A 21551-nucleotide genomic window follows, 5' to 3' on the forward strand; every position below is an offset into this window, starting at 1 on the left:
GCGCGCTGCGGGGGCGTGTCGTGCTCGCGACGGCCGAGGCCTGCTGGCAAATCGCTTGCATAACAGAAAGGCATTTACTGGATCACGGGATCGCGGCGGCCAGCGCGGCGACACTCGTGAAAGCCCCTATGAAGCGCTTCCCCTCTGATTTAGGGGCTCTTAACCGGCCCATGACGCGAGAATTGTCCTTTTAGTCTCGTAACGCAAGCGTCTATTTTAGGCGCGCAAACCGCCCCGCTCGCCCGTATCCATGGGTCGACAGAGGCGCGAGCCTGACATTAAGTACGGTTATAAAAGCTAAAAGAACAACGTCGGCTCTGGTCAAGCTTGGAGCCGATTTCAGGGAGAGAACCATGCTGACCCATGAACAGAAGATCGCGCGCGGCCTGGAGATGGCCGACGCCTGGAAGCGCATGGACTGGCGCGCGATCGCCGACATGTTCACGCCCGACGGCGTACTGCACTCGATGATGGTCGAACCCATCGTCGGGCGCGAAGCGATCTACGCTCGCGTCTCGGCGCTGGGCGAAGGGCTCGAGGCGATCGAGCTGAAGATTCATCACATCGGGGTGGTGGATGGCCTGCTGTTCATGGAGCGCAGCGACGAGTTCACGATCCGGGGCAAGTTCGGCTCGGCCCCGGTGGTCGGGATCCTCGAATTCGAAGGCGACCTGATCAAGACCTGGCGCGAGTACTACGACCGCGCCCACCTGCTGAAGGCCATGGGCGTCACGCAGGACTTCGACCACGCGGGCCGCCACTAGCTGGCGAACAAAAAGGGCGGGTCCCGCGAAGGACCCGCCCCAGTCTGGCGGCCGAGTAGGAAAGCCGCGGATCTCGTCTTAACGACCGAACGGGCGCAGGGCCGCCGACTTGGCCGAGTCCAGATACTCGTCCAGCCGCGTGATCACCCCGTTCTCGACCTTGACGACCACGCAGGCGTCCATCGCCCAGCGCTCGCCATTGGGCAGGGTGGCCTCCAGCACGTGCTGCTGCACGAAGCCGTCCGGCAGGGCCTCGACGCGCAGCACGCGGTAGTTGCGGTCAGGCAGGGTCTTCACGAACCAGGCCAACACCTTGAGGTTCTGGTCGACGGTCTGCTCGATATTGTCGGTGTTGTGCCACAGCTTGGCGTCTGGCGCGTAGAAGGCCCGGACGGCTTCACCGTCCCCGTCCTGGATGGCGGCCACGAAGCGCTTGGCGAAATCCACATAGTCCATTTTCGAGGTGTCGGGCTTGGACATGAACGCTCCTCAGCGGCCAGTGGTGACGCGCTCGCCCGCCAGGGAGCGCCGCATTTGAAGTTCGAAGCCCTTCGGATCGCGCGCCAGGTTGGCGCGCACGTCGATGGCCATGAAGTCGGTGTCGACCTCGTCGGCCTTGCGCTTGATGGCCTTCAGGCCGGCCTCGGCGATGGTCGCCGGCGTCTCCTTGAAGCCCTCGACATGGCTGGCCATCCGCGTGTCGACCGAGCCGACGATCAGGGCGACGACATTGGTGTTCTGCGGCGCCAGCTCGGCGCGCAGGCAGGTGCTCATCGCTCGCGCCGCGAACTTGGACGGGCTGTAGCCGCCCATGCCCGGCACGGCCACGAGCCCACCGGCCGACAGCACGTTGACAATCGTGCTCTCTGGACTCTTGGCCAGGATCGGCGCGAAGGCGCGGCTCATGCCCAGGGGGCCGAAATAGTTGACCTCCATCTCCAGGCGCGCGGTCTCCAGGGTGGGAGCCTTCAGCAGGGTCTGCATGCCGAACTGGCCGGCGTTGTTGACCAGGATCGTCACGTCCTGGCATTGCGCCGCCGCGGCCGTGATCGTCTCGGGCTTGGTGACGTCCAGCGCGATCGCCACGACCTTGCCGCCGGCCTCGTCGACCAGATGCTGGGCGCTGGCGACGTCGCGCGCGCCGACATAGACCTTGGCCGCCCCCGCGGCGACGAAGGCCCGCACGAAGGCCTCGCCGATGCCCCGGTTGCCGCCGGTCACCAGCGCGACGCTGTTCTTGATATCCATTTGAAACTCCCGGATTTCGGCGCGCTCAGGCGGCGCTGACGCCGTCGCGGATGAAGGCCCGGTCGGCCCAGACGCTATGGGTGCCGCTGGACAGCTTGTGCGGCAGGGCGATGCGCACGACCGGCCCGTCCTCGAAGCGCTTGCAGTCGATCAGCACGCATTCGGAGGTCTGCTTGTTCTCGTCGATGATGAAGCTGACGAGATAGCCGTCGTCCTCGTCCACGGCCCCGATGCGCGGCACGAACGGCGACTCGCTGGCGTAGCGCCCCTCCGGCAGGGTCACGCTCCAGGACTCGCCGGTCTCCAGGTCGTGCTTGACGAAGCCGGTGAACAGGAACCAGCCGGGCTTCGTCGTCGTCGAATAGGCGTAGCGGTAGGGCTTGCCGGCATAGCGCTGGTTGAACATGCCGAACTCGAGAATCCGCTCGTCCAGATGCTTCTCGGTCGTCTCGCCGGTCTTCAGGTTGAAGCGCCAGCGGTGCAGCTTGGGCCGGAACGACTGCTCGTCCAGGAACGCCATCAGGTGCCCCATGCCCTCGGGCGCGTCGGCCAGCGGCGGCGGGGTCGGATCCTCCTGGAAGTAGCCGTCCATGACGATCTCGTCGCCGTCCTCGTAGGCGTTGAGGAAGTGCAGGATGTAAGTCGGCGCGGCCTCGAACCAGCGAATCTCGTCGGAGCGTCCGTAGCGCGGGATGATCCCGAACCGCGACGGCAGGTCCCGGTGGAACCGCGTGGCGTGGATGTTGCGCTTCAGCAGTTCCTGGTCCCAGAACACTGGCAGGTCGTTGAGGATCGAGTAGTGGGTCGTGAAGACCATGTCGTGCGGCAGGCGCGGCCCGGGCAGGCCGATCGGCACGTAGTGCGTCGTCTTGCCGTGCCGGTCGACGACCCCGTAGTGCATGTACGGCGCGTGCTTGGAGTAGTTGAAGAACAATAGCTCGCCGGTGGCCTCGTCGATCTTGGGGTGGGCCGAGACGCCGTCCAGCGGCCCCCAGCTGGCCACCCCGCCCTGCTCCAGGGTTTCCGGATCCAGCCAGTAGGCCTCGCCGCACTGGTAGAAGGTCGAGACGATCTTGCCGCCGTGCACGACGACGTCGGTGGACGAAGCGTCCTTCATGCCGCCATGGCAGCCGAAGCCCGGCCGCGTCGAGACGCCCGGACCATCCATGAGCCCGCCCCATAGCGAGCCGCCCGCCTCCTGCTCGGCCTGGAAGCCGCGCGTGCGCACGAAGCGGTTGCGGTAGTCGGCGCGCCCCTCGCGGATGCTGATCATATGGACCATGCCGTCGCCGTCGAACGGGTGATAGCGGCCTAGCGGACGGTGGACGGGGTTCTCGGTGTTGCGGATGTAGACGCCGTCGATGTCCGTCGGGATGGCGCCTTCCAGCACGGTCAGGTCGGTGGCGTTGACCTCTTCGTGCTGCGGCGTCCACGGCCCGGACATGTAGGGGTGATTGCTTTGCCCAAGCGTCGTCAGAACGGGGGGCAGGCGCTCCAGCTTCATCGAGACTCTCCCTGCTTCAAAGACGACGTGACCGCGCCTCTTGCCACGACCCTAGCACCATGGTCTTGTTATGCAAGTGATGTCGTAGCGTCATCCGGCGCATAAAAAATCACGGGAGGAAATCATGAAGATCGCAAGCGTGGTCGCGTCGCTGACGCTCGCCCTGGCCCTCGCCTCGCCGGCCTTCGCGCAGGACAACGACGCCAGCCGTCTGGCGGTGGCGCGCGACATGATCGCGGCCTGGAAGCACGCCGACTGGCGCAAGGTCGCGGACCTCTTCGCCGAGGACGGAACGCTGAAGTCGATGATGGTCGCGCCGGTCAAGGGCCGGACGGCGATCCACGAGCGCATCGCCGCCCTGGGCAAGGGCGCGCCCGACGGCGTCACCCTGGACATCGCCCACATGGGGATCATCGACGATCTGGTGTTCATGGAGCGCGTCGACCGGTTCGTCTACAATGGCCACCCCGGCGCGGTCCCGGTGGTCGGCGTGCTCGACATCAGGGACGGCAAGATCGTGGAGTGGCGCGAATATTACGACCGCGCCAGCCTGGAAAAGGCGCTGAAGGGCGAGCCTTAGGGATCTAACTCAAAAAGCCTTCAGCTTCCCTCCTTGTCATCCCGGCCGGAAGACCGCGTAGCGGGCTGTAGAGCCGGGACCCAGGGGCAACCGCAGTGCATTGGCCCCTGGGTCCCGGACAGCCTCTGCGAGGCTTCCGGGATGACAAGAGTTTGTGGCTTTCGGGGGCGCTCCGATGAGAGCCCCCCCCCCCGCCTACCCTGCCCGCTCAAGAACCATAGCCGCCCCGACCCCGACGCCGCCCGTCGCCACGACCAGGCCGGTCTCGACGTCGAACTGGGCCATGTCGTCCAGCAGGGTCGTGGTCAGGATCGCCCCGGTCGCCCCCATCGGATGGCCCATCGCCAGGTGCCCGCCATTGGGGTTGAGGCGCTCTGGATCAAAGCCGAAGTCGCGCTCGAACAGCACCGGCACGGCGGCGAAGGCTTCCATATATTCGACGACCCCGACCTCGCCGAGCGTCACGCCCGCCCGGTCGAGCGCCTTGCTCATCGCCACCGGCCCGGCCGTCAGCTGCAGGACATGATCCGCCGCCGCTTCGCCCAGGGCGCGGATCCTGGCGACCGGCGTCAGCCCCAGCCGTCGCCCCACCTCCTTTGAGCCCAGCAACACCAGCGCCGCGCCATCCGAGATCGGCGGGCAGTGGGCGATGGTATGCAGATGCTCGACCTTGCCGAGCTCGGGGAAGCTCTCCAGCAGGATATCATCATAGCCTTCCGCGCCCGTGGCCGCGAACACCGGCCCGAAGCGCTCCAGCGACTTGCCGTCGCCGTAGTCGCGGATGTTCTCGTCGCGATCCAGGGCCACCGTCTGGTCCTCATTCAGGATCGGCACGGCCCGGCCGGCATAGCGGCCCTCGCGCCAGGCGGCGGCGGCGCGCTGGTGGGACTTGAGGACGGCGGCGTCCAACGCGGCCCGCGTCAGGCCCTCGCGCGTCGCCAGCAGATCCGCCGCCAGCCCGACCGGCGCCCAGCCCATGCGCCTGGCCAGCGCCATGTCGGCATAGAAGTCGGCCTGGTCGGCCAGGAACGGCGTCTGGGACATCGACTCCGCGCCCCCCGCCAGGGCCAGATCGACCTCGCCGGCGGCGATCCGCCGCGCCGCGTCCGCGATCGCCGACAGGCCCGAGACGCAGAAGTTGTTGATCGTCACGCACGACATCGCGTCGGGCAACCCCGCCTGGATCCGCGACGCCAGCGCCAGGTGACCGCCCTGGACGCCGAACTGGGTGACGCAGCCCAGGCTGAAATGGTCGGCGGCATGGACCGCCTCGCGACCGTTCCTGGCCTCCAGAGCCCGCACCAGTTGCGCGACGAGCCCGGCCGGCTTCACCCCGGCCAGCGAACCGTCCGGACGCCCCTTGCCGCGCGGCGTTCGCACCGCGTCAAAGATGTAGACGTCCATCCAGCCCCTCCCGGAAAGTCAGTATTCGTTTAAAAGTCTTTTTAACGAAGTGACCCAGATCCGACCAGAATGCAATCCCATCGTCGACGGATCGTGAGACGCCGGGTGGACGCTTTGCGGTGCGCGGAGGTTGCGGTCAGCGACCGGCGCCGCTTCCCGAGACGGGGCCGCGGCGCCATGCCGATGGGACGATCAGGCCTGTTCCGCGAGCGCCTTCAGCACGGCGGCCGAGGTGATCGGGATGTGCCGCAGGCGCACACCGACCGCGCGGAAGATGGCGTTGGCGATCGCCGGGGCGACCACCGTCGTCGCCGGCTCGCCGAGGCCGACCGGGACCTCGACGCTGTCGACGAACTGGATGTCCAGCTCCGGCGTGTCGGAGATCCGAAGGGGCGTGTAGGTGTCTAGGTTCAGGTCCTTGACCTGGCCGTTCACGAACTCGGTCCCCTCGTGCAGGGCCATGCTCAGGCCCCACAGCGCCGCGCCTTCCGTCTGGGCGCGGGCGCCGTCTGGATCGACGATGGTGCCGGCGTCGGTCACCAGGGTCAGCTTCTGGACCGTGACCACGCCGCTGGCGCGGTCCACGTGGACACGGGCGACGCAGGCAACCCAGGTCGGCATGTCGCGTTCCTGGCCAAAGCTGGTCGCCAAGCCCAGGCCGGTGTCCTTGGGCAGGGATTGTCCCCAGCCGGCGGCTTCCGCCGCGCGCCGCACCACCTCGGCCTGACGCTTGGCGCCGCCCTTGGTGCTGGCGTCGCTGCCCGCGTTGGCCCCCGCGCCCGTCAGCAGCTTCAGCCGCAGAGCCACCGGATCGGTCTTCAGGTGATGAGCGGCCTCGTCGATGAAGCTTTCGCCAGCCCAGTTGGTCCAGCCCGGCCCCACCGACCGTAGCCAGCCGGGGCGGAAGGTCTCGTTGGCCAAGTCATTGTTGATGGCCCGCACCTTATGCGCGCCGACCTCGTACCAGTGGTCGGCGCCGGAAATGGCGAAGGGGTCGTAGGCCACGCCGTTCTTGCCCTTGGGCATCAGGGCCGGGGCGTTGGCCAGGGTCGGCCAGCCGGCGGCGGCGTGGTGCTCCTGGCCCAGGATGTTTCCTGCCCCGTCGAAGGCCATGCGCACCGTCTGGACCGAGGGCGAGCGCACCGAGTCGAAGCGCACGTCGTCCTCGCGGGTCAGCACCAGCTTCACCGGCTTGCCCAGCGCCTTGGCCGCCAGGGCCGCCGGCACGGCGTAGTCGCCGTTCAGCCGCCGGCCGAAACCGCCGCCCAGCATATAGGTGCGCATGACGATGCGGGTCTCGGGACGGTCCAGCGCCTTGGCCAGGGTCGGCAGGATCAGGCTCTGCCACTGGTTGCCGGTGTGGATCTCCATCACCCCGTCCTTCTCGAAGGCCAGGGCGTTCAGCGGCTCGAGCTGGAAATGCAGGACGGTGGCGGCGGTGTAGGTCTGCTCCAGAACCGACTTGGCGGCCTTGAAGGCCGGGGCCGTGTCGGCGGTCTTGTTGTCCAGCAGCGCGCCGCCGTCAGGCTTGGCGATCAGGCTCGCGGCGTGGTCCTGCAGGTCCTTCTCCGACACCTTGGCGCCCGGCCCGGCGGCCCATTTCACCTTGACCAGTTCCGACGCGCGCAGGGCCGCCGGATAGCTTTCGGCGATCACCAGCACCCAGCCGGGAACGGTGTCGGACGGATCCTCGATCGTCAGGCAGCGCAGGTAGCCCTTGATCTTCTTGGCTTCGCTGTCGTTGACCGACAGAACCTTGGCCCCATGGCGGGTCGGCGGCAGCTTGGGCCGTGCGAACACCATGCCCGGGACCTTGGCGTCGATGCCGTAGATCGCCGTGCCGTTGACCTTGGCGGCGATATCCAGGGCCTTGCCGGGCTTGCCGATCAGCTTGCGTTCGGCCGCCGGCTTGATCGGCAGCTTGGCCAGTTCGTCGGGCGTGAACTGCCGCGCGACGCCGCCGCGCTTGACGATATCGCCGTACGAGATCGACTTGCCGCCGACATGGACCACGCCGCCGCGCGCCGTCCCACCGGCCGGCGAGACGTTCAGCAGCTTGGCCCCGGCATCGACCAGGGCGATGCGTCCGGCCGCCCCCGCCTGGCTGAAGATCGGGAAGGTCTGCCACACTGACCAACTGCCGCCGGTGACCATCAGGCCCCATTTGGGATCGGTGTCGACATGGACGATGCGCACCTTGTCCCAGGCGACGTCCAGCTCGTCGGCCAGGATGCGGGCCAGGGCGGTGCCGACGTGCTGGCCCATCTCGGCGCGGATGATGTTGACCGTGACGACGCCGTCGCCGTCGATGGCGAACCACAGGGTCGGCTCGAACCGGGGTCCTGCCGGGCTCACGGGGACACCGCCCGGAACGGCGGGATCCATCGCCGCCTCGACCAGGGCCGAGAAGCCGAAGGCCAGGCCCGCGCTGGTGGAGGCGACCAGGAAATTGCGGCGCGACAGGAAGCCGCCGGTCTCACCTTTTGGCGGCAGGCGGCTCACGACTTCTCTCCCATCGCCGCGGCGGCCTGCTTGATGGCCGCGCGGATGCGGACATAGGTCATGCAGCGACAGAGGTTGCCGCTCATGGTCGCGTCGATGTCCTGGTCGGTGGGCGCGGGGAAGTCCTTCAGCATGGCGGCGGCCTGCATGATCTGGCCCGACTGGCAGTAGCCGCATTGCGGGGTCTGCAGGTCCAGCCAGGCCTGCTGCACGGGGTGCTGGCCGTCCGGATCGAGACCCTCGATGGTGGTGACCTCAGCGCCGTCGACGGCGCTGATCGGGGTGATGCACGAGCGAGTCGCCCGGCCGCCGACGTGGACGGTGCAGGCTCCGCACATGCCGATGCCGCAGCCGAACTTGGTGCCGGTCAGGCCGATGTCGTCGCGGATCACCCACAGCAGGGGCGTATCCTCGTCGGCGTCGATGGAGACGGCCCGGCCGTTGATCGTGAACTGGGTCATGGCTGGCTCACTTTCCCTGCGCGCGGATCGCCGCGACCTTCTTCTCGAGGTTCGGCCAGGCGGGCTTGTCCGTGCGGGTGGCGCGCAGATAGGCGGCCAGCTTGGCGACGTCGGCGTCGCTGAAGCGGTTGAAGCCGGGCATCACGACCCCTGGCGCTCCGTCCTTCGCGCTGATCCCGTACAACACCACCTCGATCAGGTTGGTCGGGTCGTCCAGATTGACGGCGCTGTTGAGGGCCAGGTCCGGCCGCAGCGGATTGGGCTGGCCCGCGCCGTTGTAGTGGCACGACGCGCAGGCCGCCGTGTAGAGCCGCGCCGACGGATCGTTCTGCGGACCGACGTTGAGTCGGTTGGCGGCGGCCGCGCGTTGCAGGGCCGGCGCCAGGGTCGAGGCTCGACTCGCCGCGCCGTCGCGGTCGGCGAAATAGACCGCCAGGGCCTGGATGTCGGCGTCGGGCAGCGTGACGAGTCCATCGTGGACAACCGGCGCCATGGGGCCGGCGGCGACGCCGTGATAGCGGCTGATCCCGGTGCGCAGATAGGCGACAAGCTCGGCCTGGTCCCAGGGCGCGGGCGACGGATTGGCGGCCGTCAGCGGCGGGGCGATCCAGTTGTCGATGGCCGCGCCGGCGAAGGCCTTGTCGTGCTTCTCGGCGCCCAGGACGTTGCGCGGCGTGTGACAGGCGCCGCAGTGGCTGACGCCCTCGGCCAGATAGGCGCCGCGGTTCCACTCGGCGCTCTTGGACGCGTCGGGCTCGAAGCGGCCGGGCTTGAAGAACAGGAGCTTCCATCCGGCCTGCAGCGCGCGGATGTTCAGTGGGAAGGGGACGCTGTTGCGCTTGGCGGGCGCGTCCACCGCCGGCCGGGTCATCATATAGGCGTAGAGGGCCGAGACGTCGGCGTCCGACAGCTTGGTGAAATGGTCGTAAGGGAACGCCGGGAACAGGTGGGCGCCATCGCGGGCCACGCCCTCGTGCATCGCCCGTCGGAAGGCCGCCTCCGACCAGGTTCCGATCCCGGTCTTAGGGTCGGGGGTGATGTTGGTCGAGTAGATCGCGCCGAAGCTCGTCTTCATCGGGTAACCGCCGGCGAACGGCTGGCCGCCCTTGGTGGTGTGGCACGTCGAGCAATAGCCGGCCCCCGCCAGCACCGCGCCGCGCGCGACCAATTCAGGCGCGAAGCTGGACGGCGCGGGCGGCGCGATCTTGTCGATCGCCGGGCGCCAGGCGAAGACCCCGAAGCCCACCAGGCCGACGACCACGATCGCCAGCGTTCCGACTAGGAGACGTTTCAGCACGGGGGCCCCTCCTGGCGGTCCCGCGCGGACGCGCAGCGCCCATCCGCAACAAGGCCAGATGCGGGGAGCTTGGGAGCAAATCCGACCCCAGGCAAGACATACGGACGTTCTGCGAGACGTTCGCAACGCCGCTCGGTCATCGCGAGCCCTCCGAGGACGGGGCGTCGATCAGGATCGCCCGGAAGTCATTGACGTTGGTGCGAGTAGGACCGGTGACCAGCAGGTCGCCGAGGGCGGCGAAGGCGCCGTATCCGTCGTTGTCGGCCAGACGCTCGGCGGCGTTCAGTCCCAGGGCCGAGAGGCGCGCCAGACTGCTCGGAAAGAGGATCGCTCCGGCGTTGTCCTCGGAACCGTCGACACCGTCGGTGTCGGCGGCCAGGGCGTGAATTCCGGCCCGGCCGTCCAGGGCGACCGCCAGGGCCAGCAGGTATTCGGCGTTGCGGCCGCCTCGGCCGCCGCCCGTGACCGTCACGGTCGTCTCGCCCCCCGACAGCAGGACACAGGGCGGCGCAATTTCGCCGCGCCCGGCGGCGATCTCCAGGGCCAGCCGCGCGTGGACGGCGGCGACGCCGCGGGCCTCGCCCTCGATCGCATCGCCCAGGATGACAGGGGTCAGCCCTCTTTCGGAGGCCGCCCGCGCCGCGGCGTTCAGGGCGTCGCGAGGGCGCGCGATCAGCGCCGTTCGCGCATCCGGGACGGCCTTGGGCGTTTCGCTGCGGGGGTCATCCAACCAGGCCCGGACACGGTCGGGGATGGCGATCCGCCAGCGCTCTAGGATCGCCAAAGCCGCCTGGCGCGTCGTCGGGTCGGGGACGGTCGGCCCCGAGGCGATCGTCGAGATGTCATCGCCAGGCACGTCGGAGATGGCCAGGGTCACGACACGCGCCGGCGCGGCCAGCAGCGCCAGCCGGCCGCCCTTGACCGCGGACAGATGCTTGCGAACGCAGTTGATCTCGTCGATCGCCGCGCCGCTGCGCAGCAATTCCCGCGTGATGGCCTGCTTGTCCGCCAGGGTCAGCCCCGGCGCGGGCGCGGCCAGCAGCGCCGAGCCGCCGCCCGACAGCAGGCACACCACCAGATCATCGGCGGTGAGGCCCTTCAGCAGCGCGATCATGGCGGCGGTCGCGGTCAGGCCCGCCGCGTCGGCGACCGGGTGCCCCGCCTCGACGACCGTGATGCGCTGGCACGGCGCGCCGTGGCCGTAACGGGTGATCACCAGCCCTTCGAGCGGGCCCTCCCAGTGAGCTTCCAGAGCGGCGGCCATGGCGGCGGCGGCCTTGCCCGCGCCGACCACGATCGTACGCCCCTTGGGCGGCGCGGGCAGATGCGGCGGCAGGCAAAGCCCTGGGGAGGCGGCGTCGACCGCCGCCTGGAACATCGCCTTCAAGGCCTCCTGGGCTTCGATATCCGTCACGGGTCCGCGCCCTTCTCCAGTCCGTCTCCGGGTTAGGCCGCCCACGGCCTATCCGGCGAAACGCATCGGATCCGCCGAAACCTGACGCGCCGCCTTCAGCGTCGCCGCGAAGCCAGCGCGCAAAAACCTTTTCCCGCCCATTTTTTGCGACGCGATCTATTGAGGCTCGCGGGCGGGCTCACGCTATAGAAAAGTCATGACTTCAGGACCACCCGACGCCGCTACCACCCCGGAGCCCCAGGTAGATCGCCTGATCGAGGCGGCTCGGCGAGAGCTTGCCCATGGCGGCCTGCGCGCGATGAGCTTCCGTCGCCTGGGCGACGCCGTGGGCGCGACATCGGGCGCCCTGGCCTACCATCTCGGCGCCAAGGCCGACATCCTGAGCGAGGTCGTCGCGCGCGAACGGCTTCGCGACCAACGCTGGCACGACGAATGGCTGGAACGCCTGGATGGCCTTGAACGCCTGGATCGCCAGGCCTTGGCCGCCATCCTGGAGCAGTATCTCGACGCCATGGTCCAAGGCGAGGCGCGCCTGACGCAACTGATCTGGATGGACCTGGCGCTACGGGCGCCGCGCGACGCCGAGGTCGCCGCCCAGGTGACGCCGTGGCTGGCCGAGCGCCGGGCCTTTTGGACGCGACTGTTCGAGGGGCGCATCGAGGCCCCGGCCATCTGGGCGGGCCTGGCCGCCGCCTATGTCACGGACGAGGGCTTCAACGGCCTGGTCGTGGGCGACGACCTCGACTATCGGCTGCTGCGCCGGATGGCGATCGACCGACTGTCCAGCCGGCTGGAACGCGACGGCATCGGGCGCGAACCGCTGTTCTCTCGGCTGGTGCGGCGCATGGATCGGCGCCTGGGCCTGCCGGTGGGCGATGTGGCGGCGGACGCCATGGGGCCAGGTCCAAGGCGCGAAGCCGCCCTCGCCGCCTGCCATGTTCTGGTCGATAGCGGCGCCGAAGCGCTCACCCACAGGGCGGTCGCCGAGCGCGCCGGTCTGTCCCGTTCGGCCGTGGGCTATTATTTCAGGACCGCGGCGGACCTGTTCAAGGCGGCGATCAGCGGCGTCTATCTGATCGCCGATGGGCGCGGCGATCCGCCCCCCGCGCCGCCCGGCGTTGATCCGATCCTGTGGCGAGGCCAGGCTGTCGCGCGCGGGGAACTGGCCGTGGTCCTGGCCGCCGCCCGGGATCCGGCGCTGTCGCCCTACGTCATCGATCAGCGCCGCTGGCGGGGCGTCAACTATGTCCGCCTCTTGAGATCCAGAGGCTATTCCGGTCTCGACGCCCTCGACGGCCAGACGGCTTCGCTGGTCGCCACCGGACAGACAATCCTGTCTGGCGTGGACGGCGACGACCGCCGCGACCTGTTGCTGAGCTGGCTGATCGCGCGCCACAAGGACTAGACAACCGTTCGATACCGTAAGGGGAAATCGGCGGCATCTCGCTTCCAAAATTAGGACAACTGTTATGTTGACGTCATAATCACCTGCGATTAAGCCCCTGCTCAATAACTTTTAGGGAGGGGCGTTTATGTCGGCACAAGGAATTTTTTCGGCCTTTCGTCTGGCTCTTTGCTGCAGCGTCAGCGCGCTGGGCGCTGGACAAGCGTTTGGGCAGGAGCTGCCTGCTCATGACGATGTCGCGACCGTGGGCGATATCATCGTCACGGCGCAGAAGCGCACCCAACGCATCTCGGAAGTGCCCATGTCGATCAGCGCCTATGACGGCGCGACCCTGGAGCGGCTGGGGGTGACGGAGCTGGACAGGATCGCCCAGTTGACGCCGGGCCTGGTCATCCAGCTGCAGGACCGCCTGCTGCCGGGGATTTCGCTACGCGGCATCACCTCGGACGATACGTCGCCGGCGGCCGAGCCGCGGGTCGCCCTTTTTCAGGACGGCGTGCCGATCACGCAGATCGCTTCTGGCTACGGCGAGATGTTCGATGTTGACCGCGTCGAGGTCGAAAAGGGCCCGCAATCGACCCTGCACGGTCGCTCGGCCTTGAACGGGGGGATTTCCACCTTTCAGAAAATGCCGACCGACACGCTCGGTTTCGAAGTTCGCGCCGGACTGGGCGACCATGGTCAGCGGCTGGCGCAGGCCGTGGCCAATCTTCCGGTGAACGAGAGTTTCGGCCTTCGCATCGGGGCGCTGAAGCGCCAGCGAGACGGCTTCCTGAAGAACACCCAGGGCGGAACCTATAACAATGTCGACGGCCAGGCCTATCGACTGACGGCTCGCTACGCGCCCACCGACGCCTTCAAATTCCGGTTCTCGGGAACATACGACCGCGACGACACCGACAGCGGCGGCGCCTTCAAGTCCAACGTCTTCGTTCCCCGCAACCAACAGACCGGCGCGGTCGAGGGCGACCTGCGCTTCTGGACGCCGACCCACCTTGGTACGTTCGGCGACATGGCGGCGGACTACAGCCGACGGAAGATCGTCGGCCTCAGCGGGACCGCCGACCTGACTCTGAACGAGCGTTTCGACCTGACGTCGATCAGCGGGTATCGCTGGTACAAGGCCTGTCAGGCGGGCGATATCGACGGTACGCCCACCAACATCATCGCCTACGACCTCTGCAATGACGGGGAACAGTTCTCCCAGGAATTGCGCCTCAACATTCGACGTAACGGGATCTTCGAAGGTTTCGTCGGCGCCAGCTATTTCAACGCCAGCAATTCCCAGCAGACGGACCTCGGCGCCGACGAGCGCGCCATGGCGTTGCTGTTTTCGGGCACGCTGCACCGATATGCGCCCAACGGCCTGACGAACAGCCAGATCAACGCGGCGCTCGGTTCGGCGGCGGCCAACTACAAGCCTTTCCACCTGGATCGCCGGCGACAAACGGCGGACATCGAAACGTATGACCTGTTCGCGGATGGAACGTTCCATCTCACCGACAAGCTCCAGGCCTTTGTCGGCGGACGCCTGACCTGGGACGACAAGGCGGTGTCCATGCAGGTCACGACGCCCAAGGGCGTATCCCGCCTGACCGGGGGCGCGCTGCTGATGACCCTGACGCCGGCCGGCGGGATCGTCACGGGGGACCATGCCTCCAGCCTGGCCACGGGCCGGGCCGGGCTACGCTATCAGGTGACGCCGACCGTGAATGTCTACGCGGTCTACGGGATCGGCAAACGCCCGGAGAGCGTCGACCTGACCGCCTCCGGCGCCGTCAACATACTGCCCGCCGAAGAACTGGCGTCCGCCGAAACGGGGATCAAATATCGCCTCTTCAACGGCGCGCTGTTCGGCGACGCGTCGATCTACCACTTCAACTACTCCAACTTTCAGACCTTCCAGCGCAATGGAGACCGCCTGGAGCCCGTGAACGCCGGCAAGGCCAAGGCGACCGGTTTCGAGACCCAGGCGACCTGGCGACTGGCGGACGGTCTGTCGGTGTTCGGAAGCTACGCCTACAATCACGCGCGCTTCAACGGCGGCGCCTATGACGGCAACAGTTTCCGCAACAGCCCGGACAACAAGTTCGCGCTCGGCGTCAACGCCTCGGTTTCGACGCGCCTGGGCGAGCTGTCGCTCACCCCCGTCTACAGCTGGCAATCGAAGATCTTCTTCTCCGACGACAACGATCGTTCCGACCTTCAGGTCCGCTCGCGCGCGGTGTTCTCGGACAAGACGGTCGATGAATACCAGGACGCCTTCGGCCTCCTGAACATCCGGCTCGGCCTGACCCCCGCATCCGGCCCCTGGTCGTTCGCGGTCATGGGCGAAAACCTGTTGGACGAGAAATACATCGTCGACGGCGGGAACACGGGCGACTCCTTCGGCATGCCGACCTTCATCACGGGACCTCGCCGCACCGTGCGGTTCGAAGTCAGCGCTCACTTCTGACGCATCGGCGGTGACCGGAGCGTCGCGCGCGACGGTCACCGCCCCCCCCTAGGGAACTAGAACCATGAAGCTTGATCGACGCGCCGCCCTCGGCCTCGTTGGCGCGGCCGCCTATGCGGCGACCGCGGGAAACGCCACCGCGCGCTCCGAGGAGCCCGCGAATTTCCTGCACGGGGTCGCCTCCGGCGATCCCCTGCGCGATCGGGTCATTCTCTGGACCCGCGCCACGCCTTCGCGCCCCGACGCCGCGGCGGTGTCCGTGGATTGGGAGGTCTCGACGGACGCCGACTTTAGGAAGGTGGTCCGACGCGGCACGGCGACGACCACCGCCGCCCGCGACTTCACCGTCAAGGTCGATGTCGCGGGGCTGCGGCCGAACACCGAGTATCGTTATCGCTTCCGCGTCGGCGACCGGATCTCCCCCGTCGGCCTCACGCGCACCCTTCCGGTCGGCTCCGTGTCGGAAATGGTCCTCGCCGTCGCCTCCTGCGCGCTCTATTCGACCGGATTCTTCAACGCCTACCGTGACATCGCCAACCTCGATCGTGTCGATGTCGTTCTGCACCTAGGGGACTACATCTACGAATACGGCGGCGGCCCCGACCAACTCGGCATGAGCATCGGGCAGAAAATCGGCCGCGCGCCCACCCCCGCGCACGAGGCCCGCACCCTCGCCGACTACCGGGAGCGGCACGCCTGCTACAAGCTGGACGCCGATCTGCAGGCGGCCCATGCGCGAGCGCCCTGGATCTGCGTCTGGGACGACCATGAAACCGCCAATGACTCCTGGAGCGGCGGGGCGCAGAATCATCAACCCGACGAAGGCGTATGGAGCGATCGTCGCGACGCCGCCGTTCGGGCCTTCTACGAATGGATCCCCATTCGGGAGCCTGAACCGGGCGCATCGCCGCTGGCGATCAATCGCACCTTTGAACTGGGCGATCTGGCGACCCTGATCATGGTCGAAAATCGTTTTCTCGGCCGCGATCGCCAGATCAATCTGCGCGATCCCAACGATGTGACCTGGAACGCGGTGGACCTGACCGTTCCGGACCAGCCGGTTCTGGTCACCGATCCCGAGCTCAAGCGGAAGATCCTGACCGCGTTCAGCCAGGGTCGGCCCGTGGCCGCGCCCTATGGCGTCAGGGTAGACGCCGATTCCATCCGCCGCTCCATGTCCCGGCCCGAACGCAGCGTCTATGGCCACGCGCAGGAGGCCTGGCTGCGCGATCGTCTGGCGGAGTCGGTCCAGGCTGGAAAGCGCTGGCAGGTCGTCGGCAATCAGGTGGTGATGGGGCACACGACAGGCGCCGACATCGCCGGCTTCCTGGGAAAAGAGGGTTGGGCGCGGGCCTTTGAGCAGGTGACGCCCCTCCTGCGTCCCTGGCTCGAGCAACTGGCGACGCTGCCGAGCGATGTTCCGTTCGAATTCGACGGCTGGGACGCCTATCCCGCCGCGCGTGATCGCATGAACCGGATGTTCGTGGAGACGGGGAGCCGACCTCTGGTGCTGTCGGGCGACAGCCACGCCTTCTGGGTCAATGAACTGCACGACGCCCAAGATCGACGCGTGGCGGCCGAGCTCGGAGTCACCGCCATCACCAGCAGCAGTCTCGGCAACATGTTGGGCGACGTCGAGCTTGGGCCGGCCTTTTCAAAGGCCTGCCCGGAGGTCCGTTTCTGCCAGCATCTGACGAAGGGGTACGGGCTGGTCACCTTGCGGGCCGACGACGTCCGGATCGACCTGATCGGCGTGACCACGGTTCTCGAACGCAACTATGAGCGGTTCGTCCTGAAATCCTACCGGGTTCCCTCCAATCCGGCGGGCGGCGTCGGAGCGATGGAGGAAATCTAAACCGGGCGGGCGATCACGATCGATCGTGGACGAATGTGATCGCCCCGCACAACCTCGCCGCTACCCGCCCGGATGCAGCCCCGGCGCTTCCTGGCCCGTGCGGGCGACATATTCAGTATAGCCGCCGCCGTACTGGTGGACGCCCTCGGGCGTCAGTTCCAGCACGCGGTTCGACAGGGCGCCCAGGAAGTGGCGGTCGTGCGAGACGAACAGCATGGTGCCCTCGAAGTCCGCCAGGGCCGCGACCAGCATCTCCTTGGTCGCCATGTCCAGGTGGTTGGTCGGTTCGTCGAGCACCAGCAGGTTCGGCGGATCGAACAGCATCTTGGCCATGACCAGACGCGCCTTCTCGCCGCCGGACAGGACCCGGCAGGGCTTTTCGACATCGTCGCCGGAGAAGCCGAAGCACCCCGCCAGGGTGCGCAAGCTCCCCTGCCCCGCCTGCGGGAACGAGCGCTCCAGCGACTCGAAGATCGTCTCTTCGCCGTCCAGCAGGTCCATGGAGTGCTGGGCGAAATAGCCCATCTTGACGCTGGCGCCGATGTTGACCGCGCCCTGGTCGGGCTTGGTGTCGCCCGCCACCAGCTTCAGCAGAGTCGATTTGCCGGCGCCGTTGGCGCCGAGGACGCACCAGCGTTCCTTGCGGCGCACCAGGAAATCGAGCCCCTCGTAGATCGGCTGGGCGCCGTAGCCCTTGTGGACATTGCGCAGGCTGATCACGTCGTCGCCCGACCGCGGCGGGCTCTGGAACTCGAACTGCACCGACTGGCGACGGCGCGGCGCCTCGACGCGTTCGATCTTGTCGAGCTTCTTCACCCGGCTCTGGACCTGGGCGGCGTGCGAGGCGCGCGCCTTGAACTTCTCGATGAACTTGATTTCCTTGGCCAGCATGGCCTGCTGGCGCTCGTACTGCGCCTGGCGTTGCGCCTCGCCCAGCGCGCGCTGCTGGTCGTAGAAATCAAGGTCGCCGGAGTAGCTCGTCAACGTTCCGGCGTCGATCTCCACCACCTTGCCGATGATGCGGTTCATGAAGGCGCGGTCGTGCGAGGTCATCAGCAGGGCGCCCTCATAGTTCTTGAGGAAGGCCTCAAGCCAGATCAGGCTTTCCAAATCCAGGTGGTTGCTGGGTTCGTCCAGCAACATGCCGTCGGGCCGCATCAGGAGGATGCGGGCCAGCGCCACACGCATCTTCCAGCCGCCGGACAGCATTCCGACATCGCCGTCCATGCGTTCCTGGCTGAAGCTCAGGCCGGCCAGCACCTCGCGCGCCCGCGCCTCCAGCGCATAGCCGTCCAGTTCCTGGAAGCGCTCCAGCACCTCGCCATAGCGCTCCATGATGGCGTCCAGCTTGTCGGCCTGGTCGGGATCCACCATGGCGGCTTCGAGCGTCGCCATCTCGGCGGCCAGCGCGCTGACGGGGCCGACGCCGTCCATCACCGCGGCGACCGCGCTCTGGCCCGACATCTCGCCGACGTCCTGGCTGAAATAGCCGATCTTCATGCCGGGATCGATCACGACCAGACCGTCGTCGGGCTGCTCCTGACCGGTGATCATGCGGAACAGCGTCGTCTTGCCGGCGCCGTTCGGGCCGACAAGCCCGACCTTTTCGCCCTTCTGGACGCCCATCGAGGCTTCGATGAACAGGAGTTGGTGGCCGTTCTGCTTGGAGATGTTGTCGAGGCGGATCATGGGGCGGTCTGCTAACGCGGGCGGGCGGAGAACACCAGCCTTAGAGTCCCACCAATTCCTCGCCTCGCGCATCCGCCAAAGGCGGCGACCGGCGCGGAGTTCCACCTCGTCCGTCACGGCGTCGGCCTGCCGCTTTCGCCGTTCATGTTGTTGTGTGTCAATGCGCGGAGGTCGGGCGATCGTAGTCGATCGGCAAGGGAAATAGACGCATGACTGCAAGCGCGAGCGCCGCCAGGGCGAATAGACGGTCGGCGGTTTCCATCGTCGCCCGCGCCGCGCGGACGATGCTCGGTGGCCGAGTTTTCAAGATTGCGTTCGCCGCGTCCGTGTTCCTGGCGGCCCTATGGCTGCTCGGGCGAGAGCTTCGGGGATCGTCGCTCACGGCGGTCGTCGACGCGGCGCGCGCGACGAGACCGTCGGCGTTCTTTTGGGCCATCGTCGCCACGGCGATGAGCTATGGCTGCCTGGCCGTTTCGGAATGGTGGGCGCTGCGCACTGTCGGGCGCCGTCTTTCCGCGCCTCGTATCGGGCTGGTGACCTTCGTCGCGTACGCCCTGTCCAACGGCCTGGGCTTCAGCATGGCGACAGGCGCGGCGGCCCGGCTCCGCTTTTACCGCCCGTGGGGACTGAATACCGCTGAGGCGGCGGCGGTGAGCGTGCTGGCCGGGCTTGCCGTGACCCTCAGCGGCCTGGTGACCGCCGGGATCGCCCTGCTGGTCGTCGGCGACCTTCCGCTCGCTTACCGCGCGCTGGGCGTCTTGCTCGTTTCGCTGGGCGCCCTGTGGTTCGTGCGGCTGCCGGACAGGCTATGGTTTCTGCCGGGCTTGAGACCGCTCACCCCGCCGCGCAGGCTGGGCGTGCTGGCGCTTGGCGGGGGCGTCGCCGACTGGGTGTTCTCGGGCCTGGCGCTGTTCGTCCTGCTGCCCGGCGCCGCCGCCTCCGATTTCCTGCCCTTTCTGGCCATCTTCGTGTTCGGCTCGGTCGTCAGCGCGGTCTCGGGCGTGCCCGGAGGGGTTGGCGTATTCGACGCCATCGTGCTGGGCTTGAGCCACCGCTTCGCCGTCGCCCACGAAACGGCCGCGGCCTTGATCGTCTACCGACTGGTCTATGCGGTCGGGCCCTTGATGATCACCGCCGCGGGGTTGTGCGCGGCTCAGTTGGTCCGCGGGTTGCGCGGCGCCCGGCGCGCCGAGCTGAAGGTTGTCGCGGCGATCTCCGCGCCGACCGTCTTCGCCGCCCTGACGTTCTATCTCGGCGCGGCCCTGCTGCTCGCCGCCGCCAACGCGCCCATTCGGCTGGCGTCGCTCCAGATGGGCGCCGAGCTCCCGCGCTCGGCCCTGATGTCGAGCGTCACCGGCGCGCTGTTGCTGGTTCTGGCCCAGGCGCTCTGGCGCCGGCGGGAGGCGGCCTATTATGCGAGCCTGGCCTTGCTGCTGGCCGGCGCCGTCGGCGAACTCTGGCGGGGGTTTGGCTGGATCTCGGCCGGCCCCTTGCTGGCCCTGGCGCTCTTGCTGGCGCCCTGTCGCTTCGCCTTCGATCGCCGCTCGGTCTTGACCCGCGACCTGGCCTCGCCGGAGTGGTTGGCGGCGATCGCGCTTTCGGGCGCGGCGGCCTGGATCCTGGCCCGCATCGTCGCGGCGGACGCGCAGGCCCTGGGTCGTCCGTGGTGGTCGTTGGCCGTGACGACGGGGCGCTCCGGCGCGCTGGCCCTGGCCGCGGCCCTGGCGGCGATGGCGCTGATCGCGGCGGTCTGGAGTCTGCTCCGCGCGGCTCGGCCCGGTTTCACGCGTCCGGAGCCCCAGGCGCTTGAGCGCGCCAAGTCCATCATCCTTGACGCGGGCCATGTCTCCTGTGACGCCTTTCTGGTCCTGATGGGCGACAAGGCGCTGACTTTCTCGCCTTCGGGCCGCAGCTTTGTGATGTACCGGCCGCGCGCGGGGCGTTGGATCGCCATGGGCGACCCGGTCGGACCGGCCCAGGACCGCCCCGCGGCGATCGAGGCCTTCGCCGCGGCGGCCGATGAACACGATGCGCATCCCGTGTTCTACGCCGTGGAGGAAGAGAGCCTGGCGGATCTCGTGGCCGCGGGCTTCCTGCCCGTCAAAATTGGCGAGAGCGCTTCCGTCGATGTCGCGCGCTTTGACCTGAAGGGTCATGACAAGCAGGACCTGCGCCTGGCTCGCAACCGCGCCCTGCGCCACGGCTTGGTGTTCGAGGTCTTCGCGCTGGGCGATCCGGCGACGCCGTGGGCGGCGCTGGCGAACGTCTCGCACGAGTGGCTTTCGGCGCACGCGGGCGCGGAAAAGGGCTTCAGCCTGGGAGCCTTCGATCTCGGCTACCTCAACAACTTCCCGATCGCGGTGCTGCGGCAGGGAGCCGACGTGGTGGCTTTCGCCAATATCGTGGCGTCCCCGGATCGCTCGAAGTTCGGCGTGGACCTGATGCGGGCGCGCCGGGACGGACCATCGAGCGCCATGGACGCCCTGTTCATAGAGCTGATCGCCTGGGGCCGCGACCAGGGCTATGGACGCTTTGAGCTCGGGATGGCGCCGCTGGCCGGGCTTGAGATGAGCGGCGTGGACTCCTGGTCCCGGCGCATCGAGCGGTGGATCTACCATGCCGGCGAGGGACTCTACGGCTTCGAGGGCCTGCGGGCCTACAAGGACAAGTTCGGTCCCGAGTGGCGGCCCATCTTCCTGGCCGCGCCGCCGGGCCTGCGTCCGCTGGCTCTTCTCACCGACGTGGCGCTCCTGACGAGCGGCGGGGCGCGGGGGTTGGCGCGCAGGCCGCGTCCGGAAGGCGGGGCCGAACCATGAAGCCGCCCCGCGCGGCTCGCACGCCTTGGCGCACCGCGGCATGCGAGTCACCGTGGTGAGGCTTGACGGCGATCAATGTACAGTCGCGTGCGGCGCGCACTCTGGGGCCTCGGATGGATCCCGGTCGGGGTCGGCGCATCCGTCGGCTTGGAAGCCT

The 21551-nt window shown here is 68.0% G+C and carries 15 protein-coding genes; 6 read left to right on the forward strand and 9 right to left on the reverse strand.

Annotation, left to right across the window (positions count from 1 at the left end; all coding sequences use genetic code 11):
- The first annotated feature begins 353 nt into the window (after window positions 1–353).
- Entirely contained in the window at window positions 354–764 is a 411-nt protein-coding gene (locus AC07R7_RS02810) for a nuclear transport factor 2 family protein (protein WP_492883039.1), read from the forward strand.
- 78 nt (window positions 765–842) lie between these two features.
- On the opposite strand, the gene AC07R7_RS02815 is transcribed toward AC07R7_RS02810, so the two are convergent.
- Genes AC07R7_RS02815 through AC07R7_RS02825 form a run of 3 tightly spaced genes read right to left on the reverse strand, consistent with a single transcriptional unit; the run spans window position 843 to window position 3516 of the window.
- Complete coding sequence (locus tag AC07R7_RS02815) at window positions 843–1244, reverse strand: nuclear transport factor 2 family protein (RefSeq protein ID WP_492883038.1); 402 nt, start codon at window positions 1242–1244, stop codon at window positions 843–845.
- A 9-nt stretch (window positions 1245–1253) separates the two neighbouring features.
- Complete coding sequence (locus AC07R7_RS02820) at window positions 1254–2012, reverse strand: SDR family oxidoreductase (protein WP_492883036.1); 759 nt, start codon at window positions 2010–2012, stop codon at window positions 1254–1256.
- Between the two features lie 25 nt (window positions 2013–2037).
- Window positions 2038–3516 (reverse strand): carotenoid oxygenase family protein, encoded by a 1479-nt coding sequence (locus tag AC07R7_RS02825; protein WP_492883034.1) that lies wholly within the window; start codon window positions 3514–3516, stop codon window positions 2038–2040.
- Window positions 3517–3640: 124 nt separating this feature from the next.
- On the opposite strand from AC07R7_RS02825, the gene AC07R7_RS02830 reads away from it, so the two are divergent.
- Entirely contained in the window at window positions 3641–4096 is a 456-nt protein-coding gene (locus tag AC07R7_RS02830) for an SgcJ/EcaC family oxidoreductase (protein WP_494634068.1), read from the forward strand.
- 195 nt (window positions 4097–4291) lie between these two features.
- On the opposite strand, the gene AC07R7_RS02835 is transcribed toward AC07R7_RS02830, so the two are convergent.
- The 5 genes from AC07R7_RS02835 to AC07R7_RS02855 all read right to left on the reverse strand — a co-directional run bounded on the left by AC07R7_RS02835 (window position 4292) and on the right by AC07R7_RS02855 (window position 11174).
- A complete protein-coding gene (locus AC07R7_RS02835) occupies window positions 4292–5500 on the reverse strand; it encodes an acetyl-CoA C-acyltransferase (RefSeq protein WP_494634069.1) in 1209 nt (402 codons plus the stop codon).
- A gap of 192 nt (window positions 5501–5692) precedes the next feature.
- On the reverse strand, window positions 5693–8002 hold the full coding sequence (locus AC07R7_RS02840) for a xanthine dehydrogenase family protein molybdopterin-binding subunit (protein ID WP_494634070.1): 2310 nt from the start codon (window positions 8000–8002) through the stop codon (window positions 5693–5695).
- Window positions 7999–8463: a (2Fe-2S)-binding protein gene (locus AC07R7_RS02845; RefSeq protein ID WP_492835348.1), complete on the reverse strand. Its 465-nt coding sequence runs from the start codon at window positions 8461–8463 to the stop codon at window positions 7999–8001. The genes AC07R7_RS02840 and AC07R7_RS02845 overlap by 4 nt, the downstream gene beginning before the upstream one ends.
- A 7-nt stretch (window positions 8464–8470) precedes the next feature.
- Window positions 8471–9760 carry a c-type cytochrome gene (locus AC07R7_RS02850; protein ID WP_494634071.1) on the reverse strand — a complete coding sequence of 430 codons (1290 nt, stop codon included), beginning with the start codon at window positions 9758–9760 and terminating at the stop codon, window positions 8471–8473.
- 136 nt (window positions 9761–9896) lie between these two features.
- The gene (locus AC07R7_RS02855) at window positions 9897–11174 is read right to left on the reverse strand and encodes a glycerate kinase type-2 family protein (protein WP_494634072.1); all 1278 of its coding nucleotides are present in this window, start codon (window positions 11172–11174) and stop codon (window positions 9897–9899) included.
- Between the two features lie 196 nt (window positions 11175–11370).
- Here AC07R7_RS02855 and AC07R7_RS02860 point away from each other — a divergent pair, with 196 nt between their 5' ends.
- The 3 genes from AC07R7_RS02860 to AC07R7_RS02870 all read left to right on the forward strand — a co-directional run bounded on the left by AC07R7_RS02860 (window position 11371) and on the right by AC07R7_RS02870 (window position 16889).
- On the forward strand, window positions 11371–12579 hold the full coding sequence (locus tag AC07R7_RS02860) for a TetR family transcriptional regulator (RefSeq protein WP_492883022.1): 1209 nt from the start codon (window positions 11371–11373) through the stop codon (window positions 12577–12579).
- Between the two features lie 244 nt (window positions 12580–12823).
- The gene (locus AC07R7_RS02865; RefSeq protein ID WP_494634073.1) at window positions 12824–15034 is read left to right on the forward strand and encodes a TonB-dependent receptor; all 2211 of its coding nucleotides are present in this window, start codon (window positions 12824–12826) and stop codon (window positions 15032–15034) included.
- Between the two features lie 64 nt (window positions 15035–15098).
- Window positions 15099–16889, forward strand: a complete 1791-nt coding sequence (locus tag AC07R7_RS02870) for an alkaline phosphatase D family protein (RefSeq protein WP_494634074.1) — start codon at window positions 15099–15101, stop codon at window positions 16887–16889.
- 60 nt (window positions 16890–16949) lie between these two features.
- On the opposite strand, the gene AC07R7_RS02875 is transcribed toward AC07R7_RS02870, so the two are convergent.
- Window positions 16950–18578 carry an ABC-F family ATP-binding cassette domain-containing protein gene (locus AC07R7_RS02875; RefSeq protein ID WP_492835360.1) on the reverse strand — a complete coding sequence of 543 codons (1629 nt, stop codon included), beginning with the start codon at window positions 18576–18578 and terminating at the stop codon, window positions 16950–16952.
- A 284-nt stretch (window positions 18579–18862) separates the two neighbouring features.
- Between AC07R7_RS02875 and mprF the strand changes: the two genes are divergently transcribed.
- On the forward strand, window positions 18863–21394 hold the full coding sequence (mprF, locus tag AC07R7_RS02880) for a bifunctional lysylphosphatidylglycerol flippase/synthetase MprF (RefSeq protein WP_494634075.1): 2532 nt from the start codon (window positions 18863–18865) through the stop codon (window positions 21392–21394).
- Window positions 21395–21551 lie beyond the last annotated feature (157 nt).

The organism is Caulobacter sp. GW821-FHT05F04, assembly GCF_059419665.1.

Excerpts from the sequence above, each read along its gene's own strand:
- AC07R7_RS02830 (WP_494634068.1), top strand. The coding sequence starts at position 3,641 with ATGAAGATCGCAAGCGTGGTCGCGTCGCTGACGCTCGCCCTGGCCCTC.
- AC07R7_RS02845 (WP_492835348.1), bottom strand. The coding sequence starts at position 8,463 with ATGACCCAGTTCACGATCAACGGCCGGGCCGTCTCCATCGACGCCGAC.
- AC07R7_RS02815 (WP_492883038.1), bottom strand. The coding sequence starts at position 1,244 with ATGTCCAAGCCCGACACCTCGAAAATGGACTATGTGGATTTCGCCAAG.
- AC07R7_RS02835 (WP_494634069.1), bottom strand. The coding sequence starts at position 5,500 with ATGGACGTCTACATCTTTGACGCGGTGCGAACGCCGCGCGGCAAGGGG.
- AC07R7_RS02875 (WP_492835360.1), bottom strand. The coding sequence starts at position 18,578 with ATGATCCGCCTCGACAACATCTCCAAGCAGAACGGCCACCAACTCCTG.
- AC07R7_RS02860 (WP_492883022.1), top strand. The coding sequence starts at position 11,371 with ATGACTTCAGGACCACCCGACGCCGCTACCACCCCGGAGCCCCAGGTA.
- AC07R7_RS02825 (WP_492883034.1), bottom strand. The coding sequence starts at position 3,516 with ATGAAGCTGGAGCGCCTGCCCCCCGTTCTGACGACGCTTGGGCAAAGC.
- AC07R7_RS02810 (WP_492883039.1), top strand. The coding sequence starts at position 354 with ATGCTGACCCATGAACAGAAGATCGCGCGCGGCCTGGAGATGGCCGAC.
- AC07R7_RS02820 (WP_492883036.1), bottom strand. The coding sequence starts at position 2,012 with ATGGATATCAAGAACAGCGTCGCGCTGGTGACCGGCGGCAACCGGGGC.
- AC07R7_RS02870 (WP_494634074.1), top strand. The coding sequence starts at position 15,099 with ATGAAGCTTGATCGACGCGCCGCCCTCGGCCTCGTTGGCGCGGCCGCC.
- mprF (WP_494634075.1), top strand. The coding sequence starts at position 18,863 with ATGCTCGGTGGCCGAGTTTTCAAGATTGCGTTCGCCGCGTCCGTGTTC.